Source organism: Candidatus Peregrinibacteria bacterium (assembly GCA_016220175.1).
Lineage (GTDB): Bacteria > Patescibacteriota > Gracilibacteria > CAIRYL01 > CAIRYL01 > JACRHZ01.
This window is the reverse complement of sequence record JACRHZ010000049.1, coordinates 1-11,676: the sequence shown is the minus strand read 5'-3', so window position 1 is coordinate 11,676 and position 11,676 is coordinate 1. Positions and strand designations below refer to the sequence as shown.

The following is an 11,676-nucleotide window of genomic DNA, read 5'->3' as shown; positions in this document are numbered from 1 at the left end:
TCCAAAGTATCAGAAGAAAAAATCTATGCAGTACAAGAAAAACTCAACGACAGACCAAGAAAATCACTTCGATATCGTACTCCAAATGAAGTCATTTCTGATCTCCTCTAGGGGTGGTGCTTATAATCCTTGAATTTTCCGAAAACTCATTCCACTTTTCTTCACAATGCTGCTTTATTCTTTTTTCAAAAGCATTTCGGTCATATTTTTCCGCAGATTTTCTGATACTTTTAGCGTCGAACTTCATTGATTCACACCGAGAAATTGCGACAATAATATCTTCCGGAGTTTGATATTCGAAAAAAATTCCATTCTCTCCATCGCGAAGAAGAGTTTTTGCGCCTCCTTTTTTGAGAGCAATCACCGGAGTGCCTGATGCTAAAGCTTCAAGAAGAGAAATTCCCGCATCTTCAATTTGCGGAAAAAGAAATGCCCGCGCGCAAATCATGAGCTCAGGAAGTTTTTCATCCGGAACAAACCCGAGAAATTCTATATTTGGAGCACTCTTTGCAATGCTGAGAAGACGATGAAAATCCGGACCTTTCCCGGCAATTTTGAGTTTTTTTTGTGGAAGACGCCGAAATGCCTCAATGAGAAGATCAAACCTTTTGTAAGGAGTAAGTCGTCCTACCGCAAGATAATAATTTTTTTTCTTCACGATTCGATGCTGAGAAAATCGCTTGATATCAACAGGAGGTTCAATCACCGTGCTTTTTTTTTGGTAATATTTTTCAATACGCTCAGCAATAAATTCAGAATTAGCAATGTAATCATCTGGCCTTTCTGCAGCTAAGTGGTCCCAAATTCTGAGACGAGAGAGCATCTTTGGGAGAAATCTCATCGCCCATTTGAGACCTTTTGGAACAGGAAATTCCTCCACATATTTTTGTGAGTCATCCCAGAGATATCGAGTAGGAGTATGACAGTAACAGATATGAAGCGTTTCCGGATTCGTGAGACATCCTTTCGCAACAAATGAAGAGGAGGAGAGCACGAGATCATAGGAGCTGAGATCCAGACTTTCAATAGCTTTCGGGAGAAGCGGCAGAAAAATTTGATGCTTTTTCCTGAGAAATTTTGGAAATTTTTGTAAAAAGCTTGTGTGGACCTTTTTCTGTGAAATCGCCTTCATTTCTTCAGGAACAAAAAGCGTAGTAAAAATGTCTGCTTTCGGAAAAATTCTCATAAAACTTCCCACAACACTTTCCGCTCCACCATAATTTGTGAGCCAGTCTGCGACAATTGCTACCCGAAGTTGATCAAATTTTTTATTCAAATTTCAAGAAGATGCTTACTTATATTACAAATATTTTTGCTTTTCTAAAAAATGTATTGATTGACAAATATTAAAAAATTATTAAAATACTTTCTCTATATAAAAAATGTCGAGAGATAAAAGCAGAAAACATCAGCAAACTCAGGCTCCAACAGAAAAAGACCCTAAAAGCAAAAGCATGAATATATCTCCCGCTATGAAGAGTCTTTTCGGAGAAAAGAATATTCGAGATCTCTTAACTGTGTTATATTCACCAATGGTAACTGAACTCGATAGTGTTTTTCGAGGAGGATCACTCCCTGTAGAAGAGATTTTTCAGTACGCCACATTTCTTCCAGAACATCATGAGCTTCGGAGAAGGATTTTTGAGCTTGTAGATGGGATGATCGCATCATTAGGGAAGAATCATTCAGATGGTCTTGTCTGGAGACTCATAGAGAGCACAAGAACTAGTGTGATCATTTCAGATAAAAAAACTTTATTAGGGCGACCTGCGTACATCGACAGCTATGCCAATAGGAAAAATATACTGAGCCTATTCTCTCTCTCATCAGAACTCATTGCTTCTTTGGTGAGGGAAGAATCCCCTTATGGTAATGCCCGAATTCTAGAATGCGCGATTATATTTCAGCAAAGGCTCTATTTCGCCCTTATGGGTGCATACGGAACTTGGATGGAAAAGAAGGAAGAACAAAAAAAGAAATTCCAAGATCAGAAAGGGAATATTGCGATCATAGGAATCGAGATATGCGAAGCAGCACAACGAAGAATAGAGCAAATGTTTGGTATCGTCGTTCGTGTCATTACTGCAGACGAACCGATGAAATCCTTCATAGAAATCCTTCCGTATGAAGATGAGAGTTTATACTCACGTTTTCAAAAGACATACGCACCTCTCCAAAATTTCCCAATTGCTTCCGATAATGGAGAAATGAAACCAGAGGATGCAAGGATAAAACTGACAATATTGCAGGAAATTTCGCTCCTCAGAAAAATTGAAAGCTATGGAATAGAAATTGATAATTTCGAAATATACATCATCGCCGATGATGAGCCGAATTTTCAATCAATTCGACCGAACACTCTCTGTTACGTTGCTATTGCCGTCAAATCACATGAGGAAAATGGTGAAGAAGAACATCTTCCTCCACTTGTTCTTGATAGAAGTACAGGTGAACTCTGCGTTTCCTCGACATCTCTTTCTTTAAAGAATCTCGGTATCTCTCCTGAAGTAGCAGAAAGTCTTACAAATGTTATATATGATTCGCTTCTCGAATATTTTTCAGAAAAAGGAGAAGATATTAAAGATCTCTTCATGGGGACAAGCGGAAGAGATAATGGAAAATGCAATTATGAAGAATCCGCTACAGTTACAGAAATGCCAAATTTACTTCCTGAAACGCCAGCTTTAGCATCAGGGGGAAATACACGTGAAGCTTCTGCTAAAGAAGATGATTCTTTCAAAAAATCTCCCGAGAATGGCATTAAACCGACAAAAAAAAATGGGAAACTGCCAATATTAAAAGGAAGTCGAGTAAAAGGAATTCTGGACGGGATTCTGGGAAAACCGAGTCGAATCCATGGATCACATCATGTTTACTGCTCAGGGGCAAAACCGAAAGGATATCCGGTGCCAATTCATGGCGATGATGATGTTCCTTCTGGAACCCTTGGAAAATGCTTGAGGGAGCTAGGAATACGTGAGAAATTCCTTGAAGCTTGTTCAGGAAGAAAATCTTCATGAGTTTTCTGCTCAAAAAAGGGGATCCGAATTTGCATGAATCGGAATATTCTTAAAACTTTTTCTGCGAGAGTTACGTCACATTAAAAAGTATTGTTTTCGTCTTTTCCCCGAATTCCCCAGCTCCAGGACTCATCGCATCTCCAATAAGATAATTATCTTTTTGGAATTTCATGAGTGCCTCTCTTGTTTTTTCACCAAAGAATCCGGTATCAAATCCTTTTTCGAGGTAGTTTGCCGCAATGAGTTTTAGTTGGAGGATTCTCACTATTTCACCCTTGTCTCCTACTTTCATTCGCTGAGAATTAACAAGGAGTTTTTCCCTCTCAGGAATCCCGACAACTTCTGCGAGAGGAATGGGAATAATCTGCACGTATTTTCGCTCAGAAAAGCTCTCGAGTCTTTGTTTCCGTTCTGCCAATATTTCTTGCAATTTGACATGTGTTCTTTGACCGTAATATCCAGCACTCGGATCAAACGCGTCGTTAATAATATCGTGATCTATCTGAAAAGCGACGACCGCTTCAATTGTCTGATTCCCATAATTTTCAGTAGTTTCCCCTGAAAAATATCCCAAACTGCGAAGGATCATTTGGAGTCTTTTCACATTTTTTCCTTTTGTACTGATGCCCATTCCCGGCGAAATAATCGCCGTGCGGAGAGGATTTGAAGAAATAGTTGGTCCTCCAGATTCCGAGACGGAAGGCATTTCATCACGGAGCATCTCTTCAAGGGCGATTCGTGTTTTTGGTCCAAGCACCCCAGCTCCAAAATCGGAATGAGCGGCAATGATCCGTCTCGATATTTGAAAATCGAGAACTGCTTTTTGCGTAAGCGGACCATATATCCCCTCTTCTGCTGCTGATCCATCGAAAAAACCAAGAACTTTCAGGTATTTCTGAAGTTTTCTCACTTCTTCCCCAGAACTTCCGAGGAAAAGATCTTTCGCGAATAAAGAGGCTACCTTTCTCCATGTGGCAATTTCAGAAGGGATTTGAGTGAAAGAAAGATTCTCAGAAACTGAACTCGGATCATCATACACATATCCCTCTACTTTTCGTTTTCCCCAATTCAGTGCCCTTCCAAGCCCCTCTGTTCCAGATCCCATCCACACGTCAATTCGATCATATCCTTCATGAACGAGGATCTTCCCACCGCGATCATGGACGGTTCCGTTGCCAAGACCTGGAATATAAATCTTTGTTCCAAATGCGTATGTTTTTGGAGCAGCAAGCATTCCCACGTACACCGGAGTCATATCCGCAGCATTCACGCCTCCACCATTCAGCCGAATATCCGCTTCGTAGCTTCCCCGAATATAGAATGATTGGTCTTCAAGCGGAGAATAATAGGCGGTTACCACAAACGTTTGTTTCCTTCCAGAAGCGTTTTCTACTTCATCAGCGGAAGCGAGAGTCGGAACCACAGAAAAAAGCAAAAATGCGGTAAGACTGCTTTTTACAACAACTCTGCTGAATTTTTTTGTATATTTTTTTGTATTCATGTGAAAAGAAATTTATATTTTGAAGAAATTGGAAGAGACAAGAAAAAAGTGTTTCTTTAAAAATAGATTCGGGAATATCAGAGTATTATACCATTTTTTGACGATGTTTGACGATGATGTACTATTGACGGAATTTGGAAAAAATGTCTTTATGGCTACATAAAAATTCATTGTCCTGAAGAACTCATTTCGATATTATCTCTTTCGTACGGGGTGTAGCGCAGTCACATTTCATTCCGCAAAGCGGGACTGGCTTCACCCAACGATTCGCCTCCTCTCCCGCAATGCGGGATCGTCGCTCATCGGGGTGTAGCGCAGTTGGCTAGCGCGCAGCGTTCGGGACGCTGAGGTCCCGGGTTCGAGTCCCGGCTCCCCGACCATTCTTCGCGTCAGCGAAGAATGCCCTCCGAAGCTTTAGCGAAGGAGGGCTGTCATGAAGAAAATTTTATGCTGACGCTTCGAATGGCGCGCCAGAATAAGGTAACCTTAAAAATGATTCCTCTAAGAGCGAGAGGTGAGGGATTAAATTGAGAAATACAATATTTTTGAGTACACTTGCACGCGACTCTTTTGACATCCATGCCTTCTAGCTTTTGGGGAGCATTCGGCGAATTCTGCATTCTCAATGTATTCGTATTCGCGAGCGCTCTTCATCTTTCCCTCGCTTTTCTGAAATATCGCCCATCGTCTTGGGGAAAACTGCTTTTATCTATATTTATTTTCGCTTCTCTCCAAATTTTTCTTTCCCAAATTTTCCTCGGAATATGGGGAATTCTTTCTTTTTTCCCGCTTTTTTCCCTGAATGGCGTAATTTTTGGAAGTGTTTTTACGTTCTTCGGAAGAAAAGTTTTGTATTCGACGAAATTTCCGCCAAAACCAGAATATAATGCCGCCCTTTTTTTCCTGCTCTTTTCGCCGTTCTTCAGTATTTTCCTCTTTCGATTCTTCACCGCACTTTTTGAGTTGCCGCTTGAGTATGATAGCGTCGCGTACCATCTCCCCTTTGTGGTGGAGTGGTTCCAGACTCATTCAATCATGTCGATTTACTACAGTGCTTTTGCTGGTCCGATAGGATATTATCCGAGCAATTTTGAACTCACGAGTTTGTGGATGCTTCTTCCTTTTGGAAAAGATTATTTTATAAATCTTGTAAATTTTCCACTTTATTTTGTGAGCGGATTCGGGATTTTCCTTATTTCCAGAAATTTAAAAATCTCAACAGAAATTTCTCTTCTTGCTGCCGCTATTTTTCTCTACATTCCCGAAGTGTTGTGGCAAATGGGAACACCAATGGTGGATTTATATCTTGTCACCGTCCTTATATCAGCGTTCTATTTTCTCCAGGAATTTGCCATGAGCAGAAATTTTTCTGATCTGACGCTTTTTGGATTTTCTCTCGGACTTCTTATCGGCACAAAATATCTCGGACTTCCCTATGGATTCTTCCCCGGAGTTCTCGCACTTCTCTTTCTCATTTTCTTTTTTTGGAAACGCAAAAGAAATGTCGTGTGGGGAATGGGAATTCTCTTCTTCACCATCGTTCTCGGAGGAGGGTTTTGGTATTTTCGAAATGTGCTCGACGTCGGGAATCCGCTCTTTCCGCTCGAAGTGAAAATATTTGGAAACACTCTTTTTGAAGGATATCACGGAATAACCGAAAAGCTTCTCAATTCTTCGATGCTCTCGAGTATTCAGAGTCCTGAAGATCTCAGAAATATGACCGGAGTTCTTAGAGAACGGATCGGAACTGCTTCTCTTCTCTTCGCCAGCATTCCCATATTGCTCCTCTTTGTCTTTTTAAAAACCGTATTCACGGCTCGGCGTGGATCATCTGAAAAAAAATTGGACATCCTCATATCCCTTCTGCTTTTTGGCGGATTTTTGTACTACTTTTATTTTTATATTCGTGCACCGTACACAGATACACTTTTTGATGGAAATGTTCGATTTTCCTTTCCATTTTTGGCAATTGCGAGTATTGGAGTTTCATTTGTAATCTCGCGTCTCAAAATTCTCGCGCCCATTCTCACCTTTCTCGTTTTCCTCTCCATTTTCTCAAATATTCTGCTCATCGCGATTCAAAACTCAGCGGAAGGAACACTCATTAGGGGTGCGAATTTTCTCGATATTTCCTTTATTACAGAGCAAAAGAATCTCTTCCTTTTATTCCTCATCACTATTTTTTTCCTTTCTCTTGGATATTTTTTCCTGATGAAAACAGGAAGCGGAAAAAAATATATTTTCTTCGCATTTGCTTCTGTTATTTTTTCAATTATTTTTGCTGTTCTACTTCTCGAAAACGTACTTCCTCTTCAGGAAAAATATGCGCCTCATTTTTTTGAAAAGTGGTTGAAACCAGAAGCAACCGGAAGGAGTTTTCGCGTGGCTTTTGCCACAAGATGGCTCGATGTGCATGCGCCATACGCCACCATTGCTTATACCGGATTCAATTTTCACTACTATCTCTTCGGAAGAAATCTTCAGAGAAAAGTTGATTATATCAATATTAACGATTGTGCTCAGTGTCGATATAAAGACTTCAAAGATGATGTTCTTTCAATTCGTCAGAATCCGAATTATTCTGCCTGGCTTTCGAATCTTCGCCAATATCAAAAAGAATATCTCGTCATTGCTCTCAGCATTTTCCCGAATCTCAAAAACTGGGAATTTGAATGGGTGAAAGAACATCCGGAAATATTTGAGGAAGTGTACAATGATGCGGATGAGGTATACATATACCGAGTGAAAAATGTACAATGAAAAATGTAAAATCTCGTTTTTTTGCTCTCAAGAATTCCATGAAAGATTTTCTCCTTCTGCTTCGTCCGCACCAATGGCTAAAAAATCTCTTTATTTTTTTCCCCGCATTTTTTGGACTGAAAATATTGGATGGAGATGTCTTTTTAAAAAGTGCTTCTGCATTTATCGGTTTTTGTTTTTTGGCGAGTGCACTCTATATTTTTAATGATCTTCATGATATTCACGAAGATCAAACGCATCCGGAAAAGAAAAATCGTCCACTTGCAGCGGGAAAAGTGTCGAAAGAAGCCGCGAAAGTGGGGAGTTCATTTCTGATTATTCTCGGATTTATGATATTTGCATTTGGCGAAACATCCGCTCTTTGGCTGGCTGTTCTTTATGTCTGTATAAATATTTTGTACACATTGTGGCTGAAACATATCTCCATAATTGATGTGGTCATTATAGCAAGTGGATTTGTGATTCGCATTTTCGTAGGATCATTTGTTACGGGCATTCCCCTCTCCATGTGGATTGTTCTCATGACCTTTCTTTTTGCACTTTTTATTGCCCTTGCAAAGCGTCATGATGATGTGCGTATTTTCTTGGAAAGCGGACAAAAAACTCGAAAAAGTGTGGATGGATATAATCTCGAATTCCTCAATTTTTCTCTCGCAATGCTCGCGACGATTTCTGTAGTTTCCTACATTATGTATACGACATCGCCAGAGGTTATTTCTCGCCTCCACTCGGACAAGCTCTATCTCACATCCGGATTTGTAATTCTTGGATTTATGAGATATATGCAGCTTACTCTTGTCGAAAAGAAATCCCATTCTCCAACAGAGGTTCTTCTGAAAGATAACTTTATTCAATTTTGTGTTTTAGGATGGGGCATTTGCCTGTTCTTTCTCCTGTACGAATAATGCACGTCGCGATGAAATACATCTTGTTTGCGGGGCTTGCAACCGGAGCAAATTTGCTCTCGCAGTATTTCTCGTTTCGCATGTATTCGGGGAAATTTGATATTTTTCTTGCGCTTACTGTGGGAACATTTGTCGGTCTTGTCGTAAAATATCTTCTTGATAAGAAATTTATTTTTTATTACGAGACAAAAAAGAAATCAGAAAACGCAAAAAAGTTTGTTCTCTATTCATTCACGGGAGTATTCACAACGATAATTTTTTGGTCATTCGAACTCGGTTTTCATTTTCTGCTTCCCTACGATTCCGCGAAATACTTCGGCGCAGGAATTGGGCTTTCGATGGGATATGTAGTGAAATATTTTTTGGATAAGAAATATGTGTTTAGAAATTTCTAATTTTGTCCCGCAATGCGGGATTAAATTTTTAAATAAATCTTAATTTTAAATTTCTAAACAAAGATCCGTTTTTTAGAATTGTACATGTTTAAAAATTTGGATTTAAAAATTCTTTAGAAATTTCAAAATTTAAAATTAAAAATTCTCATGCCCCACGAATATTTCGAAGAACTCAACATTTCGGCGCTCAAAAACTCTCTCATCCTTCTCGATGTAGACGGGACGCTCGCGCCAGATAATGAATATGATTTTAGCGAGAAAGTTCAGAAGAAACTTCGTGAACTTCACGAGCATAATGAAATTTTCCTCTGCACCAATTCTCGAAACAGAGAACGAACAAATCAGCTTGAAAAAATTCTCGAAATTCCAGTTCTTTCATCAAAATATCGAAAGCCGAGCAAAAAAATCCTCCGTGATCTCGATCAATTTCACAACAAAAAAATCGTGGTCATTGGCGACAAGTTTCTCACCGATTATCTGTTCGCGAAAAATATTGGAGCAGAATTTGTTTGGGTGAAGAGGAAGATTTCGGGGAATGAAAGGTGGTGGATAAGAGGGTATAATTTTATTGATGATGTTTTGTCCGCTTTCGCCCGAATATGGTAATGAAGAAAACGGAGAGATTGAAAAATTCAAATAATTGTTTGACGAAATACAATCCAGAGATACATCATCGGCGATCAATTCGACTCCAAGGATATGATTATTCACAGAATGGCGCGTATTTTATTACCATTTGCGTCCAAAATCGGGAATGTGTGTTTGGAGAAATTAAAAATGGGGAAATGTTTTTGAATGACGCAGGGAAAATGGTTCAATTGATATGGGAGGAAATACCAGAATTTTATAGGGGAATCGAAATTGATGCGTTCCAAATTATGCCAAACCACATTCATGGAATTATCGTAATACAACACGAATGTTCGACCGTAGGGGCAGGCCCCCGTGCCTGCCCTGAAATTGAGGATGCCCGCCCTAAAATTATCGATACCTGCCCCGAGGATATTCGTATCTATCATGGGAACATTCATGCCTGCCGTGACGTTGTCAGGGTTTACCGTGAAATTTCTGATGTTCACATAAACGAATTCGGAATATTTCACGACATTATTGGAAAACCACAAAACATAATCGGGCAATCACAGAACATCAACGGGCAACCACAAAATGCCATCGGTCAATCGCAAAACATCACAGGGCAACCACAAAATGCCATCGGTCAATCGCAAAACATCACAGGGCAACGACAGGGGGTTGCCCCTACGGAATCAAAAATATTATCATTACCGGACATTGTTCATCGGTTCAAAACCATGACCACAAAAAAATATACCGATGGGGTGAAAAACAACAATTGGCAGCCATTTTCCGGAAAATTATGGCAACGCAATTATCACGAGCATATTATTCGTGATGAAATATCATTAGAAAAAATCCGTGAATATATCATCAATAATCCGTATAATTGGGATGAGGATGAAATGTTTTTTCATGAGTGAATCTTTGTTTTTGTCACCGCGGAAGGTTTTGAATTTTATCAACCAAGAATCCCTCATGAAAAAACAACTCCACAGCACTGTAGAACTCAATCCTCAATTTTCTGAGGCGCTGGAATTTATTTCCAAGGGGAAAAATGTGTTTATTACGGGAAGAGCGGGAACAGGAAAATCAACGCTTCTCAAATATTATTCCGAACACTCTCAAAAAAAAATCGTTATTCTTGCTCCCACCGGAGTTGCCGCGATAAATGTTGGAGGACAAACCATTCATCATTTTTTTGGGTTTGGACCAGATATCACCATTCGGAAAATTCCAAAAAAACTCCACGGAGAACGAGAGAAATTTTTTCAAAAACTCACGACAATTGTGATCGATGAAATTTCAATGGTTCGCGCTGATCTCCTCGATTTCATCGATACATTTTTACGAGCGCACGGTCCACGAAAAAATGTGCCATTCGGTGGCGTACAAATGGTATTTATTGGCGATCTCTATCAGCTTCCTCCAGTGGTTACGTCTCAAGAAAAAGAAGTATTTCGCAGTCGATACGAAAGTCCGTATTTTTTTAGCGCGAAGTCATTTCCACTCCTCAACATGGAATTTATTGAACTCGAAAAAATATATCGCCAAAAAGACGAAAAATTTATTGAACTTCTGAACGCGATTCGAAATAAAACCGCGACAGAAAGAGAGTATAGAAATATTAATAAACGATATGATCCTGATTTTATGCCGCCAAATGATATATTCTACATTTCACTCACGAGCACAAACGCTGGGGCGGACATTATCAACGAACAGGAAATGGAAAAACTTCCTGGGAAAAATATTCATCTTCAGGGAATCGTGTATGGAGATTTTCCAAAAGAATACTATCCCACCGCAATTTCCATGAACATAAAAATTGGTGCACAAGTGATGATGCTGAATAATGATGCTTCAGGGCGATGGGTCAATGGAACGATTGGCAAAGTGCTCAATATTCTTTTCGAGGGCAAGGAAATTGAAGGAATCGAAATTGATCTGCAAAATGGAAAAACACACCTCGTCACTCCGTACACATGGGATGTATACCGATTCTACGTGAATGAAAACAAAGAAATTGATTCCGAAGAGATTGGCTCTTTTACGCAATTTCCCATTCGTATTGCGTTTGCGGTCACAATCCATAAAGCACAGGGAAAAACTTTTGAGAAAGTGGTGATCGATATTGGTCGCGGGACATTTGCGCATGGACAAATGTATGTGGCGCTTTCTCGCTGCACGAGCTTAGAAGGCATGGTTCTCAAAAAAGAAATTCGTCCTCAGCACGTGTGGCTTGATTACGCGATTGTCCGATTTCTTACAAAATACCAATACAAAAAATCAAAAGACCAGATTTCTACGGAAGAAAAAATAAAAATTATTACAGACGCGATTCACCGCAAAAAGAACTTGAAAATTACCTATTTGAAGGCAAAAGATGTGAAATCACGTCGAATCATTCGCCCCGAATCTGTCGGAGAAATGAAGTACAACGATATTCCGTTCTTGGGAGTTTCTGCATATTGTCTGACACGAAAAGATTCTCGAAACTTTAATGTAGAAAAAATATT

Annotated in this window: 11 protein-coding genes and 1 tRNA gene; 9 read left to right on the top strand and 3 right to left on the bottom strand. The window is 39.6% G+C overall.

Going from position 1 to position 11,676, the window contains the following annotated elements; translation table 11 throughout:
- Positions 1–111 (top strand): IS30 family transposase (locus tag HZA38_04035; GenBank protein ID MBI5414656.1); only part of this gene is annotated, 111 nt, incomplete at its 5' end.
- Here HZA38_04035 and HZA38_04030 read toward each other — a convergent pair.
- Both HZA38_04030 and HZA38_04025 read right to left on the bottom strand, forming a co-directional pair.
- Positions 92–1,276, bottom strand: a complete 1,185-nt coding sequence (locus HZA38_04030; GenBank protein MBI5414655.1) for a glycosyltransferase — start codon at positions 1,274–1,276, stop codon at positions 92–94. The two genes, HZA38_04035 and HZA38_04030, sit on opposite strands and share 20 nt — an antisense overlap.
- A gap of 194 nt (positions 1,277–1,470) precedes the next feature.
- A complete protein-coding gene (locus HZA38_04025) occupies positions 1,471–1,668 on the bottom strand; it encodes a DUF309 domain-containing protein (GenBank protein MBI5414654.1) in 198 nt (65 codons plus the stop codon).
- Between HZA38_04025 and HZA38_04020 the strand changes: the two genes are divergently transcribed.
- Positions 1,659–3,020, top strand: a complete 1,362-nt coding sequence (locus tag HZA38_04020) for a type II toxin-antitoxin system HicA family toxin (GenBank protein ID MBI5414653.1) — start codon at positions 1,659–1,661, stop codon at positions 3,018–3,020. The genes HZA38_04025 and HZA38_04020 overlap by 10 nt on opposite strands.
- 70 nt (positions 3,021–3,090) lie before the next feature.
- Here HZA38_04020 and HZA38_04015 read toward each other — a convergent pair whose 3' ends face one another.
- Positions 3,091–4,521, bottom strand: a complete 1,431-nt coding sequence (locus tag HZA38_04015; protein ID MBI5414652.1) for a peptidoglycan-binding protein — start codon at positions 4,519–4,521, stop codon at positions 3,091–3,093.
- Between the two features lie 303 nt (positions 4,522–4,824).
- On the opposite strand from HZA38_04015, the gene HZA38_04010 reads away from it, so the two are divergent.
- The 7 genes from HZA38_04010 to HZA38_03980 form a co-directional block, all read left to right on the top strand.
- A tRNA-Pro gene (locus HZA38_04010) sits at positions 4,825–4,901 on the top strand.
- A gap of 199 nt (positions 4,902–5,100) precedes the next feature.
- Positions 5,101–7,281: a glycosyltransferase family 39 protein gene (locus HZA38_04005; protein ID MBI5414651.1), complete on the top strand. Its 2,181-nt coding sequence runs from the start codon at positions 5,101–5,103 to the stop codon at positions 7,279–7,281.
- Positions 7,278–8,186: a decaprenyl-phosphate phosphoribosyltransferase gene (locus HZA38_04000; protein ID MBI5414650.1), complete on the top strand. Its 909-nt coding sequence runs from the start codon at positions 7,278–7,280 to the stop codon at positions 8,184–8,186. The genes HZA38_04005 and HZA38_04000 overlap by 4 nt, the downstream gene beginning before the upstream one ends.
- A complete protein-coding gene (locus HZA38_03995; GenBank protein MBI5414649.1) occupies positions 8,186–8,581 on the top strand; it encodes a GtrA family protein in 396 nt (131 codons plus the stop codon). The genes HZA38_04000 and HZA38_03995 overlap by 1 nt, the downstream gene beginning before the upstream one ends.
- Positions 8,582–8,728: 147 nt before the next feature.
- The gene (locus HZA38_03990; GenBank protein ID MBI5414648.1) at positions 8,729–9,187 is read left to right on the top strand and encodes an HAD-IIIA family hydrolase; all 459 of its coding nucleotides are present in this window, start codon (positions 8,729–8,731) and stop codon (positions 9,185–9,187) included.
- A 38-nt stretch (positions 9,188–9,225) separates the two neighbouring features.
- Entirely contained in the window at positions 9,226–10,080 is an 855-nt protein-coding gene (locus tag HZA38_03985) for a transposase (GenBank protein ID MBI5414647.1), read from the top strand.
- Positions 10,081–10,135: 55 nt separating this feature from the next.
- The coding region (locus HZA38_03980; protein ID MBI5414646.1) for an AAA family ATPase at positions 10,136–11,676 on the top strand (1,541 nt) is incomplete at its 3' end.

Bases quoted from the DNA above. Each gene is read 5' to 3' on its own strand.
- HZA38_04005 (MBI5414651.1), top strand. From the start codon at position 5,101: ATGCCTTCTAGCTTTTGGGGAGCATTCGGCGAATTCTGCATTCTCAAT.
- HZA38_04015 (MBI5414652.1), bottom strand. From the start codon at position 4,521: ATGAATACAAAAAAATATACAAAAAAATTCAGCAGAGTTGTTGTAAAA.
- HZA38_04025 (MBI5414654.1), bottom strand. From the start codon at position 1,668: ATGCGATCATCCCATCTACAAGCTCAAAAATCCTTCTCCGAAGCTCAT.
- HZA38_04020 (MBI5414653.1), top strand. From the start codon at position 1,659: ATGATCGCATCATTAGGGAAGAATCATTCAGATGGTCTTGTCTGGAGA.
- HZA38_04000 (MBI5414650.1), top strand. From the start codon at position 7,278: ATGAAAAATGTAAAATCTCGTTTTTTTGCTCTCAAGAATTCCATGAAA.
- HZA38_03990 (MBI5414648.1), top strand. From the start codon at position 8,729: ATGCCCCACGAATATTTCGAAGAACTCAACATTTCGGCGCTCAAAAAC.
- HZA38_03995 (MBI5414649.1), top strand. From the start codon at position 8,186: ATGCACGTCGCGATGAAATACATCTTGTTTGCGGGGCTTGCAACCGGA.